Origin of the sequence: Paenibacillus sp. 276b, assembly GCF_900107875.1 — a bacterium.
GTDB lineage: Bacteria > Bacillota > Bacilli > Paenibacillales > Paenibacillaceae > Paenibacillus > Paenibacillus marchantiae.
The window spans coordinates 155,484-182,148 of record NZ_FNRR01000005.1 but is presented as its reverse complement, the minus strand read 5'-3'; the positions used below and the strand labels follow the sequence as shown (position 1 = coordinate 182,148).

Here is a 26,665-nt window from a genome sequence, read left to right as displayed (position 1 = left end):
TGGTCACTCAACATCATCGACGTCAGATGCATTAACTGCCCGGAACATAGATCTGGTCAAAGATACCGCCGTCATTAAAGTGCTTGGCCTGGGTATCGCGCCATGTACCAAATACATCGTCCAATGTGAACAGCTCAAGCTGCGGGAATTGATCCTTGAACTTTTCCTTCACGCTGTCCAGGGTTGGACGGTAATAGTTCTCGGCAGCAATGGTCTGCCCCTCTTCGCTGTACAAATATTTCAGATAGGCGTCCGCCACTTCGCGGCTGCCCTTTTTGTCTGCATTTTTATCTACAATCGCTACAGGTGGTTCAGCCAAAATACTGACCGAAGGCACCACAATATCGAATTTGTCCGGACCCAGCTCTTTAACTGACAAGAAAGCCTCATTCTCCCATGCAAGCAGTACATCACCAATACCGCGCTCTACAAACGTAGTCGTCGCTCCACGTGCTCCAGAGTCAAGGACAGGTGCATGTTTGAACAGCTCTGCAACAAATGCTTTGGCCTTCTCTTCATCATTGTTGTTATGTTTGAGCGCATATCCCCATGCCGCCAGATAGTTCCAGCGTGCCCCGCCGGACGTTTTTGGATTTGGGGTAATGACCTGGGTATCTCCCTTGATGAGATCATCCCAGTCCTTAATGCCTTTTGGATTGCCTTTGCGTACCAAAAACACGATCGTTGACGTATACGGGGAGCTGTTGTGCTCGTATTTGTCCTGCCACCCCGCATTGATCAGACCTTTATCTTCAATAGCATCGATATCGTATCCCAATGCCAGAGTAACCACATCCGCGTCCAGCCCATCAATGACGGAACGACTTTGTTTACCTGAACCGCCATGAGACTGCTTAACCGTTACTTCCTGACCTTTCTCTTTCAGCCAATACGCCGCAAATGCCTTGTTATATTGCTCATAGAGTTCACGTGTCGGATCATAGGATACATTCAGCAGCTCGATCGCTTTTGCCCCTTCTTTGCCACCTTCCGTTCCCCCCGATGTTGCTGCCGCATTCGTGCCACCGCTATCCGATCCGCATGCCGCCAGTACCCCTGTTAACACCAATGCCAGACCAACCAGAATACCCTTATGAATTCTCTTTTTCATAGATAACACTCCCCCCGAATGGATCTGCAAGATTACCCCAACAGGCTGAACAGCATGGAACGCACCGAAAAAAAACAAAAAACGGAGGAACCCCCGCGCACTTCTCCCTCATAAAGTCATGCCGACCCAAAGGCCGTGTATGCTTCATCCAGAAATGATGCGCTGCGGTGTTCCTCCGTCTATACGGTGAGAACGTTATTCTGTTCACGTTACGATCGCTCATGTGACTGTAAATGACTGCTTCCGCAAATAGAGCATAGTCATTTTTATTATTCCTACCTGTTTAGTGAGTTATATACGTATCATAAGGGCAGTACATAGGACTGTCAAACGTTTTTTCCGATTTCTACCGAATATCTGTGTAAATGGCAGAAAAAGAAGAACAACGGACCAAAGTCCGTTGTTCCCTTGTCAGCGGTAAGTTTAATTCGCTGTAACATCATCTCTGGGGTTGGCATGAGTTCCATGCCCTTTCGCTCTTATTTGCCAGCGTACCGGATATTCGGTACGGGAGGTGTGCTCATGCTATCTCCCAAATAAAAGCCCGTGTGTGGCGGTTGGTTATAGGCTACATTTTGCCAAGCTACGCCAAGACGGTATACCGGATCATGCATCAGGGTGTAGATCCGTTTGTCCGTAACGGCTGTTGTCGTGTAGATGCGCAGTGCAGAGCTGTCATTGGTCCGCCATACCACTTCTTCTCTCCAGTCGCCGAACAGGTCAGCCTGCAGATTCGGTGTGGACTTCGTTCCATTATTGGAAGAAACACCGGATGCCGTCAACAGATTAACCGTTTGGCTATTGGCGTAGTCCCATTTATCAATCCGGTTGCTGTCCAGCAATTCACGGAGCAGATCACCGTCCCACCAGATGCCAAAATTCGTGGAGGAAGGCAGGGTTGTCCCTATTTTCTGTCCTTTGGCTGTATACAAGCCACCATCCGCCCACACTTCTGCCCCCTTATAACGTGGATCGATATCGGCTGCCATGCCGCGTCCAATATCTTTGGTCGTAGGGATGCCCCAGATCAACTGACCTGTACGCGCATCACGGAATTCCACTCCGGCATTGGACGGTGTCTCATGCACCTGGAATACTTCAAGTCCTGCACGATCCGGGTCCAGATCACTGAGATGCATCGCATCCCCATGATGGAGTCCTGTCGTGTAGAGTCCTTTGCCGTTATCATCTACCGCCATCGCGCCATATACGATCTCATCTTTGCCATCGCCGTCCACGTCTGCCACGCTCAGATTATGATTACCTTGCCCAGCATAACCGGAATTACCTGATGTATTGGAATCAAAAGTCCATTGTTTCGTCAATTGTCCATCCCGCCAGTTGTACGCCACCAGCACGGTTCGGGTGTAGTATCCACGCGCCATGACCAGACTGGGCCGCTCCCCATCCAAATACGCAATCGCAGCAAGGAATCGATCGACCCGGTTGCCATAGTTGTCTCCCCAATCGGACACATTACCGCGCGCTGGTTCGTAGTTCACCGTGGAAAGTTCTTTGCCGGTCTGTCCATTAAAGATCGTAAGGAACTCCGGTCCGGACAGAACGTATCCGCTGGAATTACGATAATCCTTGCTGGCATCCCCGATGACTACTCCCGTACCATCCTTCGTACCATCAGCCGTTTTCATCGCCACTTCGGCCTTACCATCTCCGTCCAGATCGTACACCATGAACTGGGTGTAATGAGCACCGGCACGGATATTTTTACCCAGACTAATTCGCCATAGGCGCGTTCCATTCAATTTGTAGGCATCGATAAATACTTCACCCGTGTAGCCGCTTTGGGAATTATCCTTGGAGTTGGACGGGTCCCACTTCACAATCAGTTCATACTCGCCGTCCCCGTCTACATCTCCTGCACTCGCATCATTGGCACTGTACGTGTAGGCTACACCATCCGGTGTTGTGCCTCCTGCGGGTACACTGAGAGGTACAGACAAATAATTATTGCCCCATACGCTCGCTGCCGCCGAAGCAGCCTGTTCGTTTCCACTGACTACGGCTCGAACCGTATATTTGGAACTACTTGTCCCGCTTGCATCCTGGAGGTTGGTGCTGTTCGTTATGGGCGATGCATTTACCTTAGTTCCATCCCGATAGACATTAAACGATACATTCGACCCTTCCGTACCCAGAAGCCGCCAACTGACAAACACACCTGTGCCTGTCTTCACTGCAACTACACCTCGGTCCAGAAACTCCATCTGACGGGCACCAGCAGCATGAGTGACTGGTATGTTTCCAAGACCGAGCGAAGTCACCAGTAACGCAGAACTCAGCAGGGATACCCCTGCGGTCCGCAATGTACGCTTCCATAACGATCGTTTTCCCATAAAGCCATTGCCTCCCCAATCGAATTGGTAAGCCCGATGCCCTTGGTAGCGCCATCTCACATCCATGTAAGCGCTTTAATATATTCATTTTAAATTAAACATATAATTCCATCTATAGGTCTAACTTAGTAATTTTATGTATGAAAAAAAGGAAAAAAGCCGAAAGATGAATCTTTCGACTTGGATGCTTCTTTTTCACACGCTCGATCGGAATTTGAACGTAACAAAGAATGTTGTGTCATCCCACCTTATACTACCGGAGCAATACACACTGGGCGGGGTATCTCCAGCTTGAATCCGTTGTGTGTTAGACGTCCATCTTCACCATTAATCTGAAAAGCAACGAGGTTGTTGCTGTCCTGATTGGCAACCAGCAGAATACCACCGGGAAGCAGGTTGAAGTTACGCGGAGTCTGACCGATAGTGGAAGTCCACTCTATAGCCTCCAGCTCACCGGATTCCTGGTCAATGTGATACAGCACAATGCTGTCGTCCCCACGGTTGGAAGCATAGAGGAAACGACCACACGGGGACACACGGATATCCGCTGCCGTACCTTCTCCAGAATGTCCTTCAGGCAGTGTGGTGATATGCTGCAACGTAGTGAACTCACCTCTGCGTTGATCATACATGAACGCCGTAACGGTGTTACTCAATTCATTAATCACATAGGCCCATTTCGAGCTTGGGTGGAAGACGAGATGTCTCGGTCCGGAGCCTGGAGGCTGATTCGTCTCACGATGCGTTACCAGGCGGCCTTCTTCCTGACGATACACAATAATCTGATCCAGACCCAGATCACAGACAATGGCGTACTGACCCGAAGGGTCTGGTTGAATGGAGTGGGCGTGCGGCCCTTCTTGACGGTCATCATTCTGCCCTCTTCCTGTATGCTCAATCAGCGCACTCATCTCTTCAAGCGTGCCTTGATCTCCTACCGGGAATACGTTCACACTACCACTGCTGTAGTTCGAAGTCAGCACCCACTTGCCGTCCTCCGTGACAGACACATAACAAGGCGAAGCGCCCTTCGTTAACTTGCGATCCATCAAGTGCAGCTCACCCGTTGCGGCATCCCTGCGATAGACCAGCACCTCTCCCTCATCTGTCTCACTTACCACGTACAGACCATTCCCATCCGGAGATAAAGCCAGATAGGATGGATTATCCACCCCATCCATATGATTTACAATCCGCAACTCGCCTGTTTCCTTGTTTAACGCACATAGAAAAATCCCCGGCTGTTCTGCTGATGCATAAGTACCTGTATAGAAAAAAGCTTCATTCGTTGCTGTCGGTTCCATCGTCTCATTCTCTCCTTATTGATTCAAATGATTAACCTTACACTCTAATTACATGCAATTATAAGAAGTTGTAACCCGAATAGTTGATTCCACTGTTATGTACTTACCCAAATCACAGACCTTTGCTTCAGTGGTTATCTTTCCTCACCATAATACAAAGCATAATGCCTTACAATAGTCCATTTACTTTGCACATATTCCAACAGAATTTCTTGTAGAAAAACAATGGAAAATTACAGCAACCTTTTGAGGAATAGGGTCGTCTATAGGGACAAATAACTTTTATACAAAGGGATACTCCCTGGAAAAGTGAGGCGAATCTGATATGAAAAAAAATATATTGGCTACATTAACAGCCGGAGCTTTACTTACCCTTTCTCTGAGCGCTGGTCCGATTCACGCCGCTCAAGCGGAATTCACTGATATTCAAGGTATTGTGGGGGCAGACAAGATTGAATCCCTACATCAGGATGGTTTAATCAAAGGCGTGAGTGATAGCTTGTTCAAACCGGAACAGGAACTAAACACAGCTCAGGGTATCCAGCTCATTGCAGATGGCCTCCATCTGAATTTGGACACGATTCGTTTTATCAAACAACCCCTGCCAAGTGACTACTTCTCCAACGTAAAAGATGGCGTATGGTACAGTGATGCTTTTGTCCGTGCCCAATTCAATGGCATTAAGATGTCCAACGATATCGATCCTTCCAAGGCGTTGACCCGTGAACAGTATACCCTTTTCTTAATGCAGGGCATTGAAGCCAAAGGCGGCCTGCCGATGATTAACATCAAACCTGTAGACATCACGGATGAAAAAGAGCTGACTCCAGAATTTCAAGGTGCTGTTCAACGTTCCCTTGTCTTGAAGATTAATACACTCGATGCAGAAGGCAACTTCAATCCGAAGGAAACGATTACCCGCGCCGAAGCTGCGGTTATGATGTATAACGCAATTGAGTATCTGGAAGATTTCAATGCACCGAAAATCCCGGAAACACCAGAGAAATAATGCCCTTCTTCATCATTTAAATACCAAATAGCCGCATGTTCCCTCTAAAGGGGACATGCGGCTATTTACGTTATATATATTACTCTCTATAGCGATAACTGATCCAAAATCAGTCTTAGAAAGAACCTTTAACAACAACTTCGGACAGCGGGAAACGACCTGCCGGACGAGCTGGTACTGCAGCTTTACCTACAGTGATCAACAACGTTGGTAAATAACGCGCAGGGATGTTGAATGTTTCGATCAATTGTTGCGGGTTGTAACCACCCATTGGGCAAGTATCATATCCCAGGGAACGTGCAGCAAGCATAATGTTCTGTGAAGCAAAAGATGCATTGCGGATTGCTTCGTCACGGGCGATTTGCGGATTTTGGTAAGCACCGTTGATCTGTCCAACCAATGCGTCACGAACTTCAGCCGGGATCGCACCTGCTTCAACAGCCTGATCATAAATCACGGCGTTGCGGTTTGCTTCCAAATCTCCGAGTACAGCGATCGTAACGGAGCTGTCTGTGATTTGACTTTGGCCGTAAGCGATTGGCAGCAACTTGGCTTTGTCTGCTTCGGATTCGATCACGAGGAATTTCCAGTGTTGCAGGTTCCATGAAGACGGTGCTTCGGAAGCGGCAGTCAGGATAGCGTTCAGATCTGCTTCAGGCATAACAAAACCACTTTCGTACTTTTTGACAGCGTGACGTTCGTTAATCACGCGAAGTGTTTCATTGTTTTCAATGCTGGACATGCGTTCCACTCCCCAAATTCTTTTTTTATTTTTTTACGTTCGCAAGGCCAAACTCTACCGAGTACTCACCTTCCGAAAATAACATCAGCGCAGACGATCGCTTCCATCTGTGTTCACGTTATGCCCGGAATCGCCTGAAACATCAACGGATCTTACAACCGGAGCAAACGCCCTGATATAGCTTGTCCACCATGCCTGATAGCAGCAGTCCAAGGCCAGGTCATGAAGAGCTGTTAACGATCAGTTCTGTCACGACCTATCCTTCATGGCCAAGGGTTCCATAGACAAAGAACATTCTTCCCCATTACCGATACGATGCTTCACATCCTCAATGGATATACGGTCAAAATAAGCGCTTAATGCTTCTTCGCCTCCATCGTAGATACTTCCCATCACATCCTGCATATTGGAAGAAACAACGCACGTTGAACCGGATTCTCCCGAACACCAGCTGGGACCAAGTGATCCACCTGCTACCAGTCTGTACAGTTCTCCAAGCTTGATTTCTTCACTCGGACGGCTGAGCAGATAACCACCGTGGGCACCTTCCTTGGTGGTCAGGTATCCATGCTTCCGCAGCACACTAAGCACCTTGCGTACTCTGGCTGGATGCGTACCAACACTTTGAGACAAGTCTTCACTATTGGCCATACACTCATCCTTCATGGACAGAAAGACCAGACAGTGCACAGCAATGGTAAATTCACTGTTCATTACTTACTCCCTTCCCGGCATATCGTTCACCGCTGAAAATTCAATCCAAGGTAAGTATAACTGTTATTATAGGAATAACAGTTATGTTTGTCAACATTCTCAACTTAGGGGTTAGAAAACCTGATTCCCCCTGTCATACCAGTATATACAGGCCCTTCATAGGCTTAGTAAAAAGGTTGAGTTCCTCCGTGTTTTGAGGGAACAGAACAAAAAAAGTGAGCCTATCGCTTCGCGAAAGGCTCCAATAAGATAGACATATGAAAGGGCTTACGAGATTATTATAATCGGTTATTCCTATTTTGAAAACGCTTTTTTTGTAAAGTGTTTTGGGATTTTAAAAAATGCTATTTTTTAAGCAAATCTACATAGGGTATTGCAAAAACTAATGACATTAGTTATATTACTAATAACATTAGTTTTAAGGAGGATTCAATGATGCGAATTACACGTGAGCATGATGTTGTCCAAGTTTCATTCCTTCCACGCCTCTTCCCTGTGAACGTATATCTTGTTGAAGAAAAAGAGGGGTTTACCCTTATTGATGCCGGAATGCCATTCAGTCTCAAGGGGATTTTGGCTACTGCACAATCCTTGGGCAAACCGATTATCAGAATTATTCTGACTCACGCCCATGGTGACCATGTTGGTGCACTGGATGGTCTTAAGGAGGCACTGCCTGAAGCCGAGGTCTGCATCTCAAGAAGAGATGCCCCACTGCTTGGCGGAGACGCCTCCCTGCTTCCCGGCGAGCCACAGACTCCGGTACGCGGCAGTGTTCCCAAAGCGATCCGCACCCGGCCGGATCGCTTGCTCGATGACGGCGACCGGATCGGATCCCTGGTCGCCATTGCTACCCCAGGCCATACGCCGGGCCATATGGCCTTCATGGATACGCGCAGCCGCGTGCTCATCGCTGGCGACGCGTATCAGCTGCACGGCGGCCTCGCCGTATCCGGCCGCCTGCGCCCGCTCTTTCCGTTCCCCGCGCTGGCGACGTGGAACCGTGAACTTGCTCTTGCCAGCGCCAAGCGCCTGGCTGAGCTGGAGCCGTCCGTGCTCGCTGTAGGGCACGGACGAATGCTGCGTCAGCCCGCCGCGGCCATGCGTGCAGCTACAGCAGACGCAGAGCAGCGGCTGCGCCCTGCCGGGGGGCATCTGTGAGCCCCCGCCAAGGGCTGGATCGCGGCGCTCTATTAAGCGCCGCCACCCAGCTTGCCGACAGTGACGGATTCCATTCGCTAACACTGGCCGCTCTGGCCCAGCGGCTGGATGTGCGCTCCCCGTCGCTTTACAACCACATCAACGGTCTTCCCGGGCTTCGCCAGGAAATGGCGTTGATGTCCGCACAGCAGCTCAGGCTTGCATTAACTGAGGCTTCTGTCGGCCGTTCGGGTGACGAAGCCATTCAGGAGGTCGCTGCTGCATATATCGGCTTCGTCCGCAAGCATCCAGGGCTGTACGAAGCCTTTTTCCATGCCCCGGACCGTCAGGAACCGCAGCTCGTTGTGGAGAGTACAGCTGCCCTAGATCTGCTGCTCCGCCTGTTGCAGCCCTATACGCTAAGTGAAGCGGAAACGCTCCATGCCGTTCGCGGTTTACGCAGTCTTTGCCACGGCTTCGCCTCCATGGGTGAGAAGGGTGGCTTCGGTATGAACTTTGACCCGGATGAGAGCCTGCAACTGTCCGTGGCCGCTTTCCTGAATGGGCTGCAACATCTTCATTCATAAAACCTGATATATCTTGATGGAAAATGGAGGAGGGCTGCAGATGATCTGCAGCCCTCCTTATGTATCCTACCGTCCCGCTACCAAAGGAACGGCTTTTCTATTGCCAGGGTGCTTGCCCTGTCTGAACTTCCTGCAAAATCTTCTTCATCACGGGTACATATACTTTCCAGTAAAACCGATCCGGGACACCCTTTTGATTCGGTGTGAGCTTCGTTTTTACCACATCCCATCCCTTGATACGGCGCCAGAACGAATAATGCTCCAGCTCACCGAAGGACCCTGCCATATAATATGTCCGATTATATCCCTCATGCCGGATAAGAGCAGCGAATTCCAACGGAATACCTGCGTCCATCAGTTTCTGCTGACCATTCTCCGTTAGATCCGTCTTATACCAGGCCAGTACAGTAGCCTGTTGCTCAGGCACAATGATGTCAAACCATTCGCTGTAATGGATATCCCGGGTAATTCCACTCCATTTCCCACCTTCCTGTGTAAAGGAGAGCTTTATGTCACCGGTCTTTACATCATGGCCTTGCTTCAGTACAATCACACGTCCATCCTCATGAATCAGTACAATACCTGCTCCATGATAGGGCCACTCCTTTTTCTCCCTAAGCTCATAGTTCATTCGTACCTTCTGTGGCACTTCATCCAAGCTCTGCAGATCCGATACTGATCTCCCCTGCCATCCGCTGCTTTTCATGCCCAGAATCGGATACAATTGCTCTCTTGTCATGTTCGAAACAGCATTCGACAAGGCGCTAAACTCAGCGACAATCGTTACGCCTTTGGTTGCAGCTTCACGAATTTTGTGCGCATCATATATCGTAAGACCTTCATAAGCTTTGCCTTGTATACGTTCATTCGTATCTGTAGATGAAATATGATGATTCGCCGTCAGATAGATTAGGTCCGTGTCGGTCACCTCATCCGGCAATTTCCGTTCAAACCGGGAGATCCCGTTCTGTATATCATATCCGTAGTAGTCTTCTTCATACGTATAATGTTCCCCTGTCTGTTGGACAATCTTCTGCTGATTCAGAATCCAGACTAGTCCCTTATGCCCCACATAGGACAAGTCCGGTTTACTTTTGTCGACAATCATGATGTTAAGCTGTGTCGGTGCCTGTGATTGCCACAAAATCCAGGGGATAACCAGAACCACTGATACCACGGTCAGGCAAGCCAAAGTCCATACCGTGAGTGGCCTGTGATTTCTATTCATGAAGCGTATTCCTCCTTGCTCTGTTCCAAGGTATTCCTATGATCGGCATATTACTCCTTTCCGTTCTTACTGTCCTTCCTCCTGTAGCCCATCCACCCATAGATCGGATCGGGAATGTATATAATACGTCCACGCTCTTTCATCTGTTTCATATGTTTGTGCACTCGCATGACAAGCTCTATATGACCCACTTGGTTATCTGTCTTGTAATCACCGATTTTTATGACCCTAAATGTTCGTTCATTTCCTGAATTCTCCTTATTCGAATAAACCGCCTAACAGTGGGTACAATAATACAAATTTTTCAAATGAACCCTGCATATACAATCCGGGTAAATGATACACTAAGCATTCTATCGGCTTTCTTTGTTTGTGATATAATAGAAACAGAAAATTCCGGTAATTCGCATCATGTTCCGGATGTCCGGATAACATATTATTCCAGAAAGAGGGAGTTTTACGTGGCTCAAATCAGTCCGTCTTACCTTCAGATCGGTGCAACTCTGGGTATGCTCGTCATGGCCCTGCTTGCCATTTTTATTCGAATGAAAGCCAGCCATCGTCCGGTAACCATTCGCAAAATACTTATTCCCCCGCTGGGAATGAGCACGGGTTTTCTCATGTTTGTTGTACCCCAGACACATGTCCCGCTTCTATGGGCAATTATCGCGCTGTTGGTGGGCTGGTTTATATTCTCGTACCCCCTCATTCGCAGTACTCGCTTTGAAAGAGTTAATGAAGAAATTTTCGCCACACGTTCACGAAGCTTCGCGTTCATTCTGCTTGGATTGCTGGCAATACGTCTAATCCTGCACGAAGTCATTCAGCGTTATGTGAGCATTCCTCAAACGGGTGGATTGTTCTTCCTTCTGGCCTTCGGTATGATCGTACGCTGGCGGGTATATATGTACAAGCACTATAAGGAAGTTGTTGCTGCGGAATCTTAGCATCATCGCAACTTCCTAACAACTAAAAAGACACGTTCTGTGCACTTCACCGTGCGGAACGTGTCTTTTCCTGTCCTGGTATATGTTCAAGGGATTCTATATCTATTCAGGGTCTGCAACCTTTACAAGCTGTTTGCCTAAGTTATCTCCAGAGAAGAGGCCCATAAATGCTTCCGGTGTCTGGTCAAAACCTTCCACAATGTTTTCTTCAAACTGTAAGTGGCCTTCCTTGATCCATTTTGCTAGTTTGGCACGGCCTTCCTTAAAGGACTTGGCATAATCACCCACCAGGAAACCTTTCATCAACGCTGTATTCGTTAATAGTAACGTCTGCGGGCGCATGCCGATATCCGGCTTCTCCAAATTATATGACGAAATCTGTCCACAGAGTGGAATACGTGCATTCCGATTAATATGGCTTAGTACCGCATCGGAGATTTCACCGCCAACATTGTCGAAATAAACGTCTACGCCAGCCGGGCAAGCCCGTTCAATGGCAGCAGACATATCCTCTTCGTGCTTATAGTTCAACACCACATCGAATCCCAGTTTTTCTTTCAGGTAAGCACATTTCTCGTCAGAACCTGCAATCCCGACTACACGCGCACCTACAATCTTGGCGATCTGGCCCGCAATCATACCTACCGCTCCGGCTGCTCCCGATACGACCACCGTTTCGCCGTCCTTCGGCTTACCGATATCTTCCATGCCAAAATAAGCGGTCAAACCGGTCATGCCCAGCGCACCCAGGTAAGCCGTAATTGGAGCTTCTTCTGTATCAATCAAGGAAATATCTCCCGTATTTACGGCTGCATACTGCTGCCAGCCCCACATGCCGGATACCAAATCCCCTTTGCGCAGATTGGGTTCCGAAGACTCCACCACCTGCCCAATCGTTCCGCCCTTGATCACTTCATTCAACGCATAGGGGGGGGCATAGGATTTTGTATCTTTCATGCGGCCCCGCATGTATGGATCTACAGACAAATATAGCGTACGTACCAGGACTTGTCCTGCTTCCGGTTCAGGAAGGGGTGCATCAATGAATTTAAAGTCTTCTCTGGATGGGGCACCTTCGGGACGAGACGCAAGTACGATCTGTTTATTTTCAGACACCAAAATGACCTCCTTCTTGCCAGTGGACAGGGGATAACCCTCTGTCAGCTGATATCATTCAACACCGGCTCTATGTGTATCGCCTCTAAATAGTTTAAACCGAAACAGGCGGATCACAAACGTGGGCCGCCTTGAAATATGCAAATATCATCACATTGGAGACATTGAGCGTAATTATTGAGCAGTCAGAATGACAGGACCATCTGCTGTAATGGCAATCGTATGCTCATATTGGGCAGACAGACTTCCATCCTGAGTACGTGCTGTCCAACCATCCGAGTCCAGCTTGCTACGGTACGTACCAATGTTCAGCATCGGCTCAATGGTAATAACCATGCCTTCCTTGAGACGTGGACCACGGTGTGGTGGGCCGTAGTGAGGCACCTGTGGTTCCTCATGCATTTTCTCGCCGATCCCATGACCGATAAATTCACGGACAACCGATAGACCTTCACCTTCTGCATACGTCTGAATCGCATTGGAGATATCACCGATCCGGTTGCCGATCACAGCCAGTTCAATCCCTTTGTAGAGAGATGTTTTGGTAACGTCCAACAAATGTTGTGCTTCTGGAGTCACCTGACCCACCGCATACGACCAAGCGGAATCGGCCAGCCAGCCGTTCAGATTCACGACCATATCAATCGTAACGATGTCTCCATCCTGCAGTACATATTTTCCCGGGAATCCATGACAGATCACATCATTAACCGACGCACATGTCGCATATTGGTACCCGTTGTATCCCTTTTGTTCCGGCGTAGCGCCATTTTTCTTCATAAAAGCTTCTGCAAACTGATCAATTTCCTGTGTCGTGATCCCTGGACGGATCATTCCAGCAATTTCTCTATGGCATGCGGCAAGAATTTCTCCAGCCTTCTTCATAAGTTCGATTTGTTCTTTGGTCTTCAACGTAATCATTACAACTACTCCTGTCCGTTAAAATCTCATCCTGTCTTCTATTGTAACGCGAAATGCTCAAAATAAAAAATTCCGTGTAATCCTCAACATTCTATTATAAGGCTAGCCCCTGTCCAATGAATATAATCCCCCTTAAAAAATCCGAAACCCACTCCAACAGAGCCCCGTATATGCTTAAAACGGTTGAAGACGAAAGGATGAACTTTCATGTTCAAAAAGATTATCGGCAAACTCCTCGATTCTAAATCTTCATCTCATCGTAGGCGTAACAGCTCATCGGATAGACGCTCATATAAACGTCACAGCAGTTCCTCAGGCAAGCGTGCCTATCAACGCTATTCATCTTCGGATGCGAAGCGTCGGGATAGCCGCCACGGCTCCGGTTATTATAAAAGCAGGAAATACAGCTCCAGCTAGACTGGCGCTAAATCATCGTATATGTATTAAAAGGGTTGTTCTGCCAGCCGTCTTCATGGTTAGCAAAACAACCCTTATTTATTTCTTCATCGCAACTTTATCAGCACACGGTCAATATCCGCCTGTAATTCCAGCGCTCCACCTTCATAGCCTGGACGAAGTCCAAGCAGTCGTTCCAGCATATCGTGAACTTCCGGCGTAAGCTTGAGTTCTTCCTGCCAACTAGCCGGTTTGCGGCCCTTCTCTGGCTCGTAAGCGGAATACAGCATGAACAAAAGAAAATGACCGAGATCCTGCAAATCCTGATCCGGCGCAGCCAGTTCATCTTCAGGCTCGGGCAATTCACGCATCCGGCGTTTTAGCTCAGGCAACAACGGCTCCCCCATGCGCCGCGCCAGGCCAAAATCAATCAAATGCACCTGCCCGTCACGTAAAATGACATTTGGAATACGGACATCCCCATGAATATATCCCTGCTCATGAACATGCACAATGGGAGCCAGTAGTTGCTTTACCAGCTCCAGACAATCCTTTTCCGTATATTTGCGGCCTTGCTCGAATATGCACTGTTCCAGTGTCTCCCCAAGGATATACTCGGTGACAATGTAACTGCGCGCCCGGTATGTGAACACATCCAGCAACTTAGGGATGGCCGGATGATCTATCCGATTCATCACATCCGCCTCCCTGTCCAGCAACCGTACAGCGAGTCTACCCTTGCTGGGTTTGGATTCTTTTAACGCTACATCCTTGCCAGTCTGTTCATCGGTACACAGGTATGTCAGTCCATAACTTCCCATACCAAGCAAGTCATATATCGTATAACGCCCGGCGATCTTCGTACCTTTCCTCCGGGGACGATCAGTCCATAGGCCGAGTAGTCTTTGCCAGCTTCGTCGCAGCTCCACAGGTCCTCCCACGCCAGCCATCTGATCTCCTGTTTTCCGTTTAAAGCAGAGCAGATCAGCAGCCAGTCTTGTTGTTGTATGGGCTCATTATACCAAGCTAGCTGTGTAAAATCACGACGAGCATGGACAGGGTTCTCAGGCTTCTTTGTGCTTTTTGGGCAGCAGCCCGAACAACATTCGAAGCGATGTTCCTTTGGGTTTGCGTTTTCTTCCCTGGAAGCTGCGCAGATTGGTGACCAGTTCACGGTCTCGCTCCTCTTCCAGCTTCTCATTCATCCATAGGCGCTGCTTCTCCATCTGCTCCTGGAGAGCAAGATGGGTATCCGCCAGATGCTGCAGCGTTAACTCTAGTTCGTCCACCCGATGCTGCAGCAGCTGGACCTGATCATCCTGCTGTCCGACAGCACCGTAAGTCACTTCACTCACCAGTTGTCCCAGACCTTCATAAGATCTCAATGCTCCAGTTAGTTCAGGTTCCTCAGGAAATATTGCAGGCATCACTGTTGCCGCACATTCTGCCACTGAGGCCTCCTCCATTACCATCACAGGCACGTCTGGAGTCAGTACGGTCACCACAGCATCTGCAAGTGGCAGGTTATGTTCCCTAAGTTCTGTCATCAGGCGTTCGATGCACTCGATATCGTCCGACTTGAACAATCTGGATTTGTTGGCGGAACGCTCGAATCGATACCCTTGTTCCTCAAGCGCTGCCGCATATTTACGAAGAGTACTGGCACCAATGCCCAGGCTCTTGGCCGTTTCCGTCGTTGCTCCTACTTCTTCAATCATTATTATTCCCTCCCGGAATGAAGTCTTTTTGAATATAAGGTAGTGGCTTCAGCGTTCCCTTTTGGAACTGTCATCGGATCGGGTCAACCTGTCTCATGGATCAAGTACGCATATTTCATTTGCTTGTCCGTATGTATTCGTCAGTCTCTTTGCAGATCCCTTTGACGCTTTTCTTCTGTTTCTGCGGATTCATAAGAGCTTTTGTCAGTTGCCTCATTCGTAAAAATAACCCTTCATCCGACAATGAGCATGAATGCTGTCATGTCGAAATTCGTTGGTGCAAACGCCGTCACTTTTTATGAGGATGAATTATTCATGTCAATTTTGTTAACTCCGTCACTCCAATACGCTCCCGCGACAGAGGAAATCATTGCTGCACAGCTTTTCCATGTGTTATCTTATGTAACGTAGAAGCAGCTATTAGCATAAAATAAAGGACTATACTTAACATATGTATTATTACGAACGGATAAATCAAATGTAAATGGGGGCTGAACAGCAGTGTTAGGCAAATCAGGTAAAGTAGCGGTGATCGGGGCGGGACTTGTCGGTTCAAGTTGTGCATATTCCATGATTAATCAATCGATATGCAGAGAAATTATGATGGTTGACCGGACGTATGACCGTGCGGTTGCACAGGCGCTGGATTTTTCCCATTGTATGGACTTCACACATAACCGCACGAAGGTATACGCTGGCACTTATGCAGATTGCGGCAGCATGGACGTCATAGTCCTGACTGCCGGAGCGAATCCGAAGCCAGGGCAGACTCGTCTGGATATTCTGGAGGAAGCGGAGTCCATTGCCAAAGATATCGTTGTTCCTATCATGAATAGCGGATTCCGGGGGATTTTTGTCGTCGCGGCCAATCCGGTTGACATAGTAACTTATATGGTATGGAAGCTGTCCGGTCTTCCGCGTGAACGAGTCATCGGTACAGGTACGTCTATTGATTCCTCCCGGCTCAAAACGCTGTTGTCAGAGGTCTTCTCCATCGATCCACGCAGCGTGCATGGATATGCTCTCGGGGAGCATGGGGAATCCCAGTTCGTGGCATGGTCCCATGTCACTATCGGAGGCAAACCGATTATGCACATTATGGAACAGCACAAGGAACGCTTCAAACATCTGGACCTGGAAGATATCGCCCGCAAAACGAAAGACGCCGGTTGGGAAATTTTCACTCGTAAAGGTTCCACCCAATTCGGAATCGGTAACGCACTCGCACATATTACCCGTTCGATTCTCAACGATGAACACAAGATCATTGCTGTCTCCGCAATTCTTGATGGAGAGTATGGACAGAGCAACGTATGCGCAGGTGTTCCAGCCATTATTGGCGGGGATGGGATTCAGGAGATTATCGAATTGAATTTGGATGCATCTGAACGTGAGAAATTCGAGCGTTCCTGCGAGGTTTTGTCAGGCAATATTAATCGTCTTACCCTGGTTTGACCAGTTCAGCCATTTAAGGATGGTCCATAACAAAATAAACAGAAACACAAAAACGCCAATAACCTCCTGATACAGAAGCGTCATTGGCGTTTTTGTGTTGTTTGTCTTTATCCACCTTGGGAGTACGAGTCTTCAGCTTGGTGCAAGCTGCGGTTCATCTGTTGGCCCCCATTGCTGCAATACCCTTTTTAATTCACTCAGCATGATTGGTTTGCTGATGAAGTCACGCATCCCAATCTCCAAACAAGCTTCCTTGTCTTCACGTTTGGCATTTCCGGTTACCGCTATAATAGCTGGAATACGCTCCTGCGGAATTAATCGGTGTACAAGGTCTGTTGCTTTGAGTCCATCCATAACAGGCATCTGAAGATCCATCAGGACAATATCATAGGCATTTTGCGAAATGGCTTCAATCGCTTCAACGCCATTGGTGCATACATCTGCTTGGTATCCAAGCTTCTCTAGATACTCCGATAAAATCTTTCGGTTTACCGGGTGATCCTCGGCAACAAGAATACGTATTGCTACCTTATCCCCCTGGCGTGTCCGATCATGGCTGAATTGACGTGCAGATTGCTCTGCCTCTGCAGTCCCATCTACACTTGTGGCAGGCACAGCGAACCGGAAGGTTGATCCCTTTCCTTCTTCACTCTCCACACTGATACTGCCCCCCATAATCTCCACGAGTCGCTTCGAGATGACTAATCCAAGACCTGTCCCGCCATATTTGCGGTTAATGACAGGATGCAGTTGAGAGAACGACTGGAACAACTGATCCAGCTTATCTTCTGGAATACCGATCCCCGTATCCTTCACCGCAAAGTCCAGCACACTCGCTTCCGGTCGATTGCCACGAATAATATCTACCGTGACATCAATGCCCCCCTGATCCGTAAACTTCAAGGCATTGCTCACCAGATTGACGAGAATTTGCCGAATACGCATCGCATCGCCCACCATAAACTCAGGAATGTCGGGATTGAGACGATATCGGATCTTCAACTGCTTCTCTTCCGCTCTAGACGAGAAAAGTTCCGCAACCTGTTCCAACATGATGCGCAGCGAGAACGGTTCGTAGGCCAAAGCCATTTTCCCAGATTCCAATTTGCTGAAATCAAGGATGTCATTCAGGATATTTAACAGTGCATCACCGCTCTCACGGATGATCTCGGCGTATTCTCGCTGTTCCTCCGACAAATCCGTGCTGATTAGCAATTCAGTCATCCCCACGATTCCATTCATTGGTGTACGAATTTCATGACTGACCATGGACAGGAATTCCGACTTGGCCTGTGCCGCGAGTTCAGCGGTTTCCTTGGCGCGCACAATTTCGCGATCACCCGTCACATCATTGAACACTATAACGGCGCCACGAATCTGACCCTCATCGATAATTGGCGTAACCTGGTATTCCACCAGAAAGCTGGTTCCGTCTTTGCGCCAGAACACATCCTCCTTCACAGTGCGACGCTGCCCGTCCATCACCGTCATATGAATAGGGCATTCACTTTTTGGAAAATAGCTGCCGTCTGCACGTGAATGATGAATGATAGGATGCGAGCTTTTGCCGACAAACTCTTCCGCTTCGTAGCCGAACATGGAAGCAGCAGCCGGATTCATAAACCTGGTGATGCCATCTGCGTCCAGTCCATAGATGCCCTCTGTAACCGAGTTAAGAATCAGAGCATGCTGTTTGCTAAGCTCCTGGATCTGCTCTGTATAATCCTTACGCTCCGTAATATCAGACAAGATCCCATATACACCCACGAGTTCCTGGTCCACAATGATGGGAACATTAATGATAGATACATCAACCTTCCGGCCACTGGAATTCACGATCCGCGTTTCATAGTGTTGGGGTTTCCCCTGCTTCACCAGTTCGAAATATGCTTGCCCGCCATGCACTTCACATTTATCCAAATGCGAAAGAAAGGACTGCCCAATCAATTTGCTCCGAGGTACATCCAGCATTTTGACCAGATTGCGGTTCACTGCCGTATATTTGCCTTCGAGATTCAGCGAGTATACCGCTGCTGGATTATGTTCGAAGAGAGATTTGTAACGTTGACGACTCTCTCTAAGACGTCTTTCTGCATTTTTATGCTGGGTAATATCCCGGCTGACGCTGACGATCTGAGTATTCTTGCCCTCTTCTCCGGCCACCGGCTTTGCCAGCGTTTCCATCCAGATGTAGTGCCCCTTCTTATGAAGCACTCGCATCTTGCAGCCATTCCCACTCGACGACATCTCTAGAAGTTCAGGGTAATCCTCAGGATAACAGTAATCCTTCAGGAACTTTCCTGTTACCTCTTCCGGACGATATCCCAGCAACGAATAGACCGAAGGAGAGACATAAAGCAGCTTGCCGTCCAGCGAACTCGTGGTAATGAGGTCCTGAGCATGGTCCGCCAACATCTGATATTTCTCCTGCGTTTCATGCAATTTACGTTCTACTTCCACGATCTCGGTTACATCCCTGGCAATACCGTATATCCCCACAATCTCTTCTTTCTCCGTTATGGGCACATAGGTAATCTTGGCCTGTTTCAGGGAACCGTCTCTATGATAAAACGTGATCGGCTTACTGACTGAATGGCCAGCCAGTACCTCACTAATGTATTCTCCTCGTAACTCCTCACTCTCAGGAGGGCAAATCCTATCTCGATTTAAGCTACGGAGTTCTTCAAATGTATACCCTGAAATCCTCTCAATCGAGGGATTGGCATCAATATAATTTCCATGGATGTCCATCACATATATGGCATCTGGGTGATTAAAAAACAAGGATTGGTAAGAACTTCCCTCAGAAATAATGCGCTTTAGGGTTTCCGTTTTATTAATATCCAAGGCTTACCCCTCTTTTCTTAGCCTATATCTTCATCTAACAACCAAAAAATATAATTTTCGGCGAAATGGGCCTACCCTCGAATAACCATGTAAGCCCTCCTAGAAACAGCTTTTTTTATTTTACCAGATTCCAATCTCATTTTGCTTACAATCTCTTCACCAAAACCATGTAAAAGTGACAAAAAAATCCCCTTTAAGCGACATAGTCCGTCAATAACTGAGGTCTATGTTTGCTTAAAAGGAATTTATTACACAACTAATGAATAAATTCTACGATTAAATTTCTTTTTTTCTAAAATATAAAACTCCAATTAAAATGAAGAGAACTGCACTGCCCCCGACTACTGCAAGCATGGTCCCAAGTGGAACATTGTAAGCTCCAAATCCCCCACCTTCAAAAGGTGTCATTAGAATCATCGGCTGCGCCCAAGGGTAATACGGGCCAAATGTAGCCGAGTTCACGATCAGAATGTTCGGTACGGTCAACGCAAAATTCAATGCCAGCGGTGCGGCAAAGCTGCTCCATACCAAGGAAACGAACATTTGGAGAGCAGCGAGCGGCACACAAGCGAATAGCCCCAGCAGCAGCTTACCTGTAAGCAATCCCCATGGGATGGGATCCGTCATGCCCTGGATCGTACCTGTCAGCAGGATGGCCCCCAGCAACAGTAATTGTGTGCCCGCCAGAAGCAAAATCACAATGGTCAGTTTGCCTGCATATACGCCCGTACGAGTAAGCGGCAGCACCAGCATTTGCTTCCAGCCTCCCCCCGCATGCTCGAATCGACAGACGAAAGAGGTAAATACGCCGGTCAGGATGGGCAGCAATAACAAACCGTGCAGAAAGACCATTGAACCCATAAGCACATTCCATTGACCTGATGGTGTGGACAGCAGCCCAATAAGCAGTGCGATTAACGGACTCAGCAGAATCAGAAGCCAGATAGGTGATTTACCCATTTTGAGTCGCTCAGAGGACAGGATTCGGAAATAGGTTGTTGCAAAACTCATCTTAGGCCACATCCTTCCGGCTAAAGTGCATCATACCCAGCAACATGATTAGGAGCCCCGCCCCTACACCCAAACCGACATACACAAATGGTTTCGGGCTGATCCAAGCCATCTGTGCCCAAGCAAGCGGAAAGTACGGTGAGATACTGAGTGCGAACATCCCCATTACCGCGAGTACAATGCCGAGAGTGACCGGAAGAGCCTGATTTTTGTTTACCATCGTCAGCCATAGCTCCAGCGATAACACCGGAAGTGCGCCAGCAAGTGGCAATAAACCCAACTTGATTGCATGTATCCAAGGGATCTCACCAGCGTCGAATCCAAGCACCAATCCCAGACCAATAATTCCGGCTGATAATAACAAGCAGGATATGATGAGCAGCATACAAGCGAGCAGGAATTTGGCCAGGTACACCGCAGGTCTTGTGATTGGCATCGCCAGCAATTGCTTCCATGATCCCTGCTCATGTTCAACATTTGCGATCATCGAGCTGAGAATCGTCGCCCCCAGCATCAAGGCAAGTGGTACAAAAACAACCACATTGTCCAGTAAACCCTCCCACAGATGATTCCCATACTGTTCTTTCAGATAGCCTAAACGAAGCCCGAAGTTCAAAGCCTGCATTGCCGTCAGTCCAATGGGTGCCAGAAAAACGAGAAACCAGATACCTTTGCCACGAATTTTAAGCCAGTCGGACGATAACGCACGGCCCGTCATACCGTTGCCCCCTCACCGATGACCCGCATGAACAAGTCTTCCAGGGATTGACGGTGCTCTTCCACACGATAAACCGCATGGTCCTGCTCAACCAATCGACGGACCAGCAATGCAATCGCGCTATTATCCATATACGGGAACGTGAGCGCCGCTCCTTCACGTTGACCGAATTGTCCCTGCTCTCGTGCCAGCTTCATCGCCTCTTCCGGCTCGGAAACGGTCAGTCGAATGGAGCTGCCCGTCTGGCTATGCAGATTGGCGATCGTATCTTGAAGGACCATTTTCCCCTCACGGATAATGCCAACCCGGCTCGCCATCTGTTCCACTTCACTCAGCAAATGGCTGGACACCAGGACGGTAATGCCGTGTTCTAGCGGCATACGCTTGATTAATTCCCGGATCTCCTGGATGCCCGCTGGATCAAGACCGTTCGTCGGCTCGTCCAAAATCAGCAGCTCCGGCTGACCCAACAAGGCACTTGCAATCCCCAGACGCTGTTTCATTCCAAGCGAGTAACCTTTCACGGAACGTTTGGCATCCCGAGTCAGGTCCACGATGGAAAGCACTTCGGCAATCCTTGATTTGGGTACATCCAATATCCGGCGCAAGGTTTCCAAATTTTCCACCGCGTTCAGATGTCCATAGTATGACGGATATTCAACCAACGAACCTACACGTCGCAGAATGTCCATACGATCCTTGCGGATATCCTTGTCGAATACACGGATGACACCTTTGGTTGGCTTGATTAAGCCAAGAAGCATACGAATAGTTGTTGTTTTGCCAGCGCCGTTGGGACCAAGGAAGCCATAAATGTCTCCCTTTTTAATATGCAGATCAAGTTCACGGACCGCCGCACGGTCCCGGTATGTTTTCCATAAGTTAGCGGTTTGAATAATGTTATCAGTCACTGTTTAATCACCTCGGATATCATCGTAACCTTCCAAGGTTAAAGCTGAAGTCGGCTGAAGTTTAAGTTTTGTTTAAAAAAAGGTACGGCCTTGATTTTCCAGCTCCTCCGCCGCTATAGAGGCATACCCGCAATCCATTCTCAGAGCTGTCTACCCTCTTCCGCAGCCCCATCTCACGAATCAGCAGATCCACGATGGATAACCCCAGGCCTGTTCCCTTGGTATCCGAATCTTCCTGCAATCCTGGGCCCCTATCCTGAATAACAAGAGCCTTCTCCCCATGGATCTGTTCTGTCGATATGCCAATATATTTTCCACTCGCTGCATGACGGATGACATTCTGAAACAGGTTATCGAGAACACGACGTAATCCCTGCTCATCCACCTGCCAGATCAACGGTTCTTCCGGCAGATCGATATCAATCTCAAACTGCTCTTTTTCCCAAACGGGATACCAGGCCGCTGCCGTTTCTCTGACGATTCGCAGGACGTCCTTCTGTTCCAGCTTCAATGTATATTTTCCGCTGGTGAGCAGGTTGTACGATAACATGTTATCGATCAATCCGCTCAAATCATCCATCTTGGCTTCCATACGACGCAATGAAGTATCCGCAGCCGTGCTTAGTGGTTCTTTGTGAAGGGAATGCATATGTCCACGGATGACGGTCAGCGGTGTACGCAGATCATGCGACAATCCCGCGACAAGACGTTTGCGAAGCTGCTCTTCCTCCCGCTCCCGGTGACGGCTGTCTGTCAACTGATGCACCATTTCGTTGAACGATTCCTCCAGATGTCCAATCTCATCCGATCTGCGAATCTCCACAGGAAGGGGAATGCCTTCCTTACCCGGAGTGATCATCGCCGTCTGGAGCCGGATGAGCCGCTTGCGAATTCGCGCAAAGAACAGGATCGACATGATGATAAATAACAGGAAGATGATCATCATCAATCCACCCAAATACAAAAGTTCCATAGGCCAGTTGTTCTGTGGCTTTTGCAAAAGATACCTTGGAACCTCAATCACCATAAACCCTTGTCCCTTGTCTTCACTATCTCCACCCACAAAAGAAACAACCGTTAGCGGATCACGATAGGAGGCTTCCTTCATAAATTCCAGGGAGCTGTTTGCATTCCATATCGAAGGAATCCGGGTCTCTGTATTTGGATGATCCAACGTCCATTTCAATGTCGTCATTGTTGTTCCATCCACGGTGGACTCCGATACATCAACGTCCTCTCCAGCGAGAATAAATGCCGTTTCACCGTTTTGGTCCACACGGTACATCGAAGATTTGGGATATTTACGATGCAGCTGTTCCATACGTTGATTGATTTTTTCAGATGTCGCCCCATCCAGCTTCTCGGATTCCCGGGTCCACAGGTTGCTAATTTTCGTGCTATCGCCATAAGGTGCCGTATTGTCTTTATTTGTATTGTTCACCACCACCACATAGATAATGGATGTAATGGGGAGAACGACCGGCACAAACAAAACCGCTGCCAAGATCAGGAGAATATATCGGGACATCAAGGTCCGTCCAAAACGCATTTTCCGTTTGCCTGGAAGACTACGTTTCACTCCCCTATTCCTATCGGATGGATCACGCATCGTCGCTTTTCTTCTCATGGCTTCTTCACACGATACCCAACACCACGAACGGTTTGAATGATGGTTGGGTTCGCCGGATCACGCTCCAGCTTCTCGCGCAGATGCCGGATATGTACCATTAATGTCTTGTCCCCGTCCAGATAAGGCTCGTTCCAAACGGCTTCGTAGATCTGTTCCTTGGTTCGAATCATGCCCATATGCCTGAGCAGGTAGGCGAAGATATGAAACTGTTTGCCCGATAAAATAATTTCTTCCTCTGTCTCCTCATTCACGATCCGGTGATCCTTCTCGTAGATGGACAAGTGGTCCAGTTTTACCACGGTATCGGCCGAGATCGCTGTCCCTGCCTTCCGAAGCTGGACTTCAATCCGTGCGGCAAGTTCATCGGGATGGAATGGCTTGGTTACATAATCATCGGCAAAATCAAGCCCATGCAGCTTGTCGTCAATGGACGTTCTAGCCGAGAGCATGACAATGGGCACTTCAGGATGTTCCTTTTTGAGTCGCTGTCCTACCGTAAATCCATCCAGTCCCGGCAGCATGACATCCAGAATAACCAACGAGCAGCCCCCGGCAGCTTCAGCCGCACCTTCACCACTTCCGAGCCATACCACCTCATATCCACGCTCCTCCAAGTCGGCCCTAACCCATGTGGCAATTTCCGTATCGTCTTCAATGTATAACAGTTTCGTTTTCATGCGCGTATTCGTTTCCTTTCTGTACCCTTTGGGTTAATTATATATTTGAAACATAATGAAGTATCTTGTTTATATAAAATGTACGAATGATGATCACACGACCATGGATATCCTTTTATTTTAAATTATACCTTAATCATCCGCTTCGCATAATTCATGCAGAGATTGAGAGGTTGATTCAACAACATAAGCATGTGGCATTCATCCCGAGATTGATTTGCATCGAATGCAGCTACTTGCTCACATACTACGTGTGTATACGACGGGAGGAGATTCAACATGCTGCTGGAAGCCATCTATCATCAACCAAAACGGAACTGGGCCTACGCCTACGATAAGGATACCATTCGTCTGCGTTTGCGTGCCAAAAAGAATGATCTCACCGAGGTACATGCCCTGACTGGGGACAAATACGCCTGGGATCGCACCAAAGAGCTGGTTCCTTTAACCAAATATACATCCGATTCCATGTTCGATTATTATGAGGGACAAGTAAAGCCTCCGTATCATCGACTGAAGTATTCCTTCCTGCTGAAAAGCGGCACAGAACAGATCTGGATGACCGAAACGGATTTCCAAACGCATGAACCCGACGATCCTCGTCACATGTTCCAGTTTCCGTACATCCATCCCGGAGCTGTATTTACACCGCCTGCATGGGTGAAGGATGCGATCTTCTATCAGATCTTCCCTGAACGATTCGCAAATGGCAACCCCGACCTTGATCCAGAAAAAGTGGAACCCTGGGGGGGTGAGCCGACCCCGTTTAACTTCTTCGGCGGTGATCTCCAGGGCGTCATCGACCATCTGGATTACCTTGAAGAGTTGGGCATTAACGCCATTTATTTCACACCAATCTTCGAGGCGACGACCAATCACAAATACGATACCGAAGATTATTTGCGAGTAGATCGGCATTTTGGTGATGCAGATACAGCCAAACGGCTTGTTGAGCTGTGCCATGCACGCGGAATCCGGGTGCTATTGGATGCGGTGTTCAATCATTCTGGGAAGACTTTTGCGCCGTTTGTGGATGTGCAGAAGAACGGGGAGAAGTCCAAATATAAGGACTGGTTCCATGTGCATGAATTCCCGCTGGACGTGAAGGATGGCATTCCTACGTATGAAACATTCGGATTCGAAGCCCACATGCCGAAGCTTAACACGGAAAATCCCGAGGTGAAGGCGTATTTGCTGGAGGTCGCCGAATACTGGATCAAGGAAGTGGGCACCGACGGCTGGCGGCTGGATGTCGCGGATGAAGTGGATAATGCGTTCTGGCGCGACTTCCGCCGTGTAGTGAAGGCTGCGAATCCGGATGCCTATATCCTGGGTGAGGTATGGAATGAGTCCTCCTCCTGGCTGCAAGGTGATCAGTTCGATGCCTCTATGAACTATCCATTTACGGAAGCCGTAAATCGTTTTTTTGTAAAAGATGCCATGCACGCCGAACAGTTCGCGAACTCGATCGGTCGACAACTGTCCCGCTATGCGCTGCAAGCCAGCGAAGTGGCGTTCAATCTGCTTGATAGCCACGATACACCACGGCTGCTCACCTTATGTGAGGGTGACCAGCGGAAGATGAAACTGGCCGCGTTGTTCCAATTCAGCTATATGGGTGCCCCGTGCATCTATTACGGGGATGAGATTGGGCTGGACGGCGATCATGATCCCGGCTGTCGGAAATGTATGGAGTGGGATGAGACGAAGCAGGATCGCGAGCTGTTCACCTTTTATCAGAAGCTAATCGCACTTCGCCATGCCCATCCTGCCCTGCGTGCAGAAGGCAGCATTCGATTCCTGCAGGCCCGTGAAGGCGGAAGCCAGCTTGTGATGGAACGACAGGATGAGGAGGAGCGCATTCTGATCCTTTTCAATCGTTCGGAAGAAACAGCTATCGTGGAGCTCGAAGCGGGTGCCGGGGAATGGACGGAGTTATTTGGCGAGAATTATCGTACAGCCAAGGAAGAGGGAATTCTGGCCGTTGAGCTGCCAGCATATGGATATGCTGTACTAAGTACAGATATCGCGTAACTTCTTCATATTGTTGTATCCTTGCAATTCCAACGCAGTGAAAGCAACGCCGGATAAGCGCTCACAGACCTGTTACTGATCTGTAGAGCGCTTTC

General features: G+C 48.5%; 22 protein-coding genes and 1 pseudogene. 7 read left to right on the top strand and 16 right to left on the bottom strand.

What is annotated here, in order from left to right; translation table 11 throughout:
• Positions 1-31: 31 nt before the first annotated feature.
• The 3 genes from BLV50_RS23030 to BLV50_RS23020 form a co-directional block, all read right to left on the bottom strand.
• Positions 32-1,111: a sulfate ABC transporter substrate-binding protein gene (locus BLV50_RS23030; RefSeq protein ID WP_063566192.1), complete on the bottom strand. Its 1,080-nt coding sequence runs from the start codon at positions 1,109-1,111 to the stop codon at positions 32-34.
• Positions 1,112-1,590: 479 nt separating this feature from the next.
• Positions 1,591-3,465 (bottom strand): rhamnogalacturonan lyase, encoded by a 1,875-nt coding sequence (locus tag BLV50_RS23025; protein ID WP_090810221.1) that lies wholly within the window; start codon positions 3,463-3,465, stop codon positions 1,591-1,593.
• A 248-nt stretch (positions 3,466-3,713) separates the two neighbouring features.
• A complete protein-coding gene (locus tag BLV50_RS23020) occupies positions 3,714-4,769 on the bottom strand; it encodes a lactonase family protein (RefSeq protein ID WP_090810219.1) in 1,056 nt (351 codons plus the stop codon).
• A gap of 325 nt (positions 4,770-5,094) precedes the next feature.
• Between BLV50_RS23020 and BLV50_RS23015 the strand changes: the two genes are divergently transcribed.
• Positions 5,095-5,778: an S-layer homology domain-containing protein gene (locus BLV50_RS23015; RefSeq protein WP_063566194.1), complete on the top strand. Its 684-nt coding sequence runs from the start codon at positions 5,095-5,097 to the stop codon at positions 5,776-5,778.
• Positions 5,779-5,893: 115 nt separating this feature from the next.
• Here the strand turns inward: BLV50_RS23015 and BLV50_RS23010 are convergent, their stop codons facing one another.
• On the bottom strand, positions 5,894-6,520 hold the full coding sequence (locus BLV50_RS23010) for a nitroreductase family protein (RefSeq protein WP_063566195.1): 627 nt from the start codon (positions 6,518-6,520) through the stop codon (positions 5,894-5,896).
• 249 nt (positions 6,521-6,769) lie between these two features.
• A complete protein-coding gene (locus tag BLV50_RS23005; protein ID WP_063566196.1) occupies positions 6,770-7,234 on the bottom strand; it encodes an Rrf2 family transcriptional regulator in 465 nt (154 codons plus the stop codon).
• A gap of 435 nt (positions 7,235-7,669) precedes the next feature.
• On the opposite strand from BLV50_RS23005, the gene BLV50_RS23000 reads away from it, so the two are divergent.
• The 3 genes and pseudogenes from BLV50_RS23000 (at position 7,670) to BLV50_RS22995 (ending at position 8,961) form a co-directional block, all read left to right on the top strand.
• Positions 7,670-8,395, top strand: a complete 726-nt coding sequence (locus tag BLV50_RS23000) for an MBL fold metallo-hydrolase (protein ID WP_177031245.1) — start codon at positions 7,670-7,672, stop codon at positions 8,393-8,395.
• A pseudogene (locus BLV50_RS33580) lies at positions 8,392-8,520 on the top strand (TetR family transcriptional regulator); the annotation flags it as partial. The gene BLV50_RS23000 and the pseudogene BLV50_RS33580, both read left to right, overlap by 4 nt.
• 51 nt (positions 8,521-8,571) lie before the next feature.
• A complete protein-coding gene (locus BLV50_RS22995; RefSeq protein ID WP_240321495.1) occupies positions 8,572-8,961 on the top strand; it encodes a TetR-like C-terminal domain-containing protein in 390 nt (129 codons plus the stop codon).
• A gap of 97 nt (positions 8,962-9,058) precedes the next feature.
• On the opposite strand, the gene BLV50_RS22990 is transcribed toward BLV50_RS22995, so the two are convergent.
• Positions 9,059-10,189, bottom strand: a complete 1,131-nt coding sequence (locus BLV50_RS22990; protein WP_090810217.1) for a hypothetical protein — start codon at positions 10,187-10,189, stop codon at positions 9,059-9,061.
• Between the two features lie 461 nt (positions 10,190-10,650).
• Here BLV50_RS22990 and BLV50_RS22985 point away from each other — a divergent pair, with 461 nt between their 5' ends.
• The gene (locus BLV50_RS22985; protein ID WP_170867906.1) at positions 10,651-11,136 is read left to right on the top strand and encodes a CcdC family protein; all 486 of its coding nucleotides are present in this window, start codon (positions 10,651-10,653) and stop codon (positions 11,134-11,136) included.
• 102 nt (positions 11,137-11,238) lie between these two features.
• Here the strand turns inward: BLV50_RS22985 and BLV50_RS22980 are convergent, their stop codons facing one another.
• The 4 genes from BLV50_RS22980 to BLV50_RS22960 form a co-directional block, all read right to left on the bottom strand.
• Positions 11,239-12,252 (bottom strand): NADP-dependent oxidoreductase, encoded by a 1,014-nt coding sequence (locus tag BLV50_RS22980; RefSeq protein WP_063566200.1) that lies wholly within the window; start codon positions 12,250-12,252, stop codon positions 11,239-11,241.
• A gap of 174 nt (positions 12,253-12,426) precedes the next feature.
• Complete coding sequence (map, locus tag BLV50_RS22975; RefSeq protein WP_063566201.1) at positions 12,427-13,173, bottom strand: type I methionyl aminopeptidase; 747 nt, start codon at positions 13,171-13,173, stop codon at positions 12,427-12,429.
• 503 nt (positions 13,174-13,676) lie between these two features.
• Positions 13,677-14,519, bottom strand: a complete 843-nt coding sequence (locus BLV50_RS22965; RefSeq protein WP_090810215.1) for a serine/threonine protein kinase — start codon at positions 14,517-14,519, stop codon at positions 13,677-13,679.
• Between the two features lie 114 nt (positions 14,520-14,633).
• On the bottom strand, positions 14,634-15,287 hold the full coding sequence (locus BLV50_RS22960) for a MerR family transcriptional regulator (protein ID WP_079695818.1): 654 nt from the start codon (positions 15,285-15,287) through the stop codon (positions 14,634-14,636).
• A 501-nt stretch (positions 15,288-15,788) separates the two neighbouring features.
• Here BLV50_RS22960 and BLV50_RS22955 point away from each other — a divergent pair.
• Positions 15,789-16,742 carry an L-lactate dehydrogenase gene (locus BLV50_RS22955; RefSeq protein ID WP_064642616.1) on the top strand — a complete coding sequence of 318 codons (954 nt, stop codon included), beginning with the start codon at positions 15,789-15,791 and terminating at the stop codon, positions 16,740-16,742.
• A 132-nt stretch (positions 16,743-16,874) separates the two neighbouring features.
• Here the strand turns inward: BLV50_RS22955 and BLV50_RS22950 are convergent, their stop codons facing one another.
• From BLV50_RS22950 to BLV50_RS22925, 6 genes are all read right to left on the bottom strand, one after another.
• The gene (locus BLV50_RS22950) at positions 16,875-19,589 is read right to left on the bottom strand and encodes a PAS domain-containing hybrid sensor histidine kinase/response regulator (protein ID WP_090810213.1); all 2,715 of its coding nucleotides are present in this window, start codon (positions 19,587-19,589) and stop codon (positions 16,875-16,877) included.
• 276 nt (positions 19,590-19,865) lie between these two features.
• Positions 19,866-20,600 (bottom strand): ABC transporter permease, encoded by a 735-nt coding sequence (locus tag BLV50_RS22945; RefSeq protein ID WP_090810211.1) that lies wholly within the window; start codon positions 20,598-20,600, stop codon positions 19,866-19,868.
• Position 20,601: 1 nt separating this feature from the next.
• On the bottom strand, positions 20,602-21,318 hold the full coding sequence (locus tag BLV50_RS22940; protein WP_090810209.1) for an ABC transporter permease: 717 nt from the start codon (positions 21,316-21,318) through the stop codon (positions 20,602-20,604).
• Positions 21,315-22,229 (bottom strand): ABC transporter ATP-binding protein, encoded by a 915-nt coding sequence (locus tag BLV50_RS22935; RefSeq protein WP_090810206.1) that lies wholly within the window; start codon positions 22,227-22,229, stop codon positions 21,315-21,317. Before BLV50_RS22935 ends, BLV50_RS22940 begins: the two co-directional genes overlap by 4 nt.
• A 61-nt stretch (positions 22,230-22,290) precedes the next feature.
• Positions 22,291-23,856, bottom strand: a complete 1,566-nt coding sequence (locus BLV50_RS22930) for a HAMP domain-containing sensor histidine kinase (RefSeq protein WP_090810204.1) — start codon at positions 23,854-23,856, stop codon at positions 22,291-22,293.
• Complete coding sequence (locus BLV50_RS22925; RefSeq protein ID WP_063566209.1) at positions 23,853-24,536, bottom strand: response regulator transcription factor; 684 nt, start codon at positions 24,534-24,536, stop codon at positions 23,853-23,855. The genes BLV50_RS22930 and BLV50_RS22925 overlap by 4 nt, the downstream gene beginning before the upstream one ends.
• Positions 24,537-24,815: 279 nt before the next feature.
• On the opposite strand from BLV50_RS22925, the gene BLV50_RS22920 reads away from it, so the two are divergent.
• Positions 24,816-26,570 (top strand): alpha-glycosidase, encoded by a 1,755-nt coding sequence (locus BLV50_RS22920; protein WP_090810202.1) that lies wholly within the window; start codon positions 24,816-24,818, stop codon positions 26,568-26,570.
• The last annotated feature ends 95 nt before the right edge of the window (positions 26,571-26,665 follow it).

Excerpts from the sequence above, each read along its gene's own strand:
- BLV50_RS23030 (WP_063566192.1), bottom strand. The coding sequence starts at position 1,111 with ATGAAAAAGAGAATTCATAAGGGTATTCTGGTTGGTCTGGCATTGGTG.
- BLV50_RS23025 (WP_090810221.1), bottom strand. The coding sequence starts at position 3,465 with ATGGGAAAACGATCGTTATGGAAGCGTACATTGCGGACCGCAGGGGTA.
- BLV50_RS23020 (WP_090810219.1), bottom strand. The coding sequence starts at position 4,769 with ATGGAACCGACAGCAACGAATGAAGCTTTTTTCTATACAGGTACTTAT.
- BLV50_RS23015 (WP_063566194.1), top strand. The coding sequence starts at position 5,095 with ATGAAAAAAAATATATTGGCTACATTAACAGCCGGAGCTTTACTTACC.
- BLV50_RS23010 (WP_063566195.1), bottom strand. The coding sequence starts at position 6,520 with ATGTCCAGCATTGAAAACAATGAAACACTTCGCGTGATTAACGAACGT.
- BLV50_RS23005 (WP_063566196.1), bottom strand. The coding sequence starts at position 7,234 with ATGAACAGTGAATTTACCATTGCTGTGCACTGTCTGGTCTTTCTGTCC.
- BLV50_RS23000 (WP_177031245.1), top strand. The coding sequence starts at position 7,670 with ATGCGAATTACACGTGAGCATGATGTTGTCCAAGTTTCATTCCTTCCA.
- BLV50_RS22995 (WP_240321495.1), top strand. The coding sequence starts at position 8,572 with ATGTCCGCACAGCAGCTCAGGCTTGCATTAACTGAGGCTTCTGTCGGC.
- BLV50_RS22990 (WP_090810217.1), bottom strand. The coding sequence starts at position 10,189 with ATGAATAGAAATCACAGGCCACTCACGGTATGGACTTTGGCTTGCCTG.
- map (WP_063566201.1), bottom strand. The coding sequence starts at position 13,173 with ATGATTACGTTGAAGACCAAAGAACAAATCGAACTTATGAAGAAGGCT.
- BLV50_RS22965 (WP_090810215.1), bottom strand. The coding sequence starts at position 14,519 with ATGGCTGGCGTGGGAGGACCTGTGGAGCTGCGACGAAGCTGGCAAAGA.
- BLV50_RS22960 (WP_079695818.1), bottom strand. The coding sequence starts at position 15,287 with ATGATTGAAGAAGTAGGAGCAACGACGGAAACGGCCAAGAGCCTGGGC.
- BLV50_RS22945 (WP_090810211.1), bottom strand. The coding sequence starts at position 20,600 with ATGAGTTTTGCAACAACCTATTTCCGAATCCTGTCCTCTGAGCGACTC.
- BLV50_RS22940 (WP_090810209.1), bottom strand. The coding sequence starts at position 21,318 with ATGACGGGCCGTGCGTTATCGTCCGACTGGCTTAAAATTCGTGGCAAA.
- BLV50_RS22930 (WP_090810204.1), bottom strand. The coding sequence starts at position 23,856 with ATGAGAAGAAAAGCGACGATGCGTGATCCATCCGATAGGAATAGGGGA.
- BLV50_RS22925 (WP_063566209.1), bottom strand. The coding sequence starts at position 24,536 with ATGAAAACGAAACTGTTATACATTGAAGACGATACGGAAATTGCCACA.
- BLV50_RS22920 (WP_090810202.1), top strand. The coding sequence starts at position 24,816 with ATGCTGCTGGAAGCCATCTATCATCAACCAAAACGGAACTGGGCCTAC.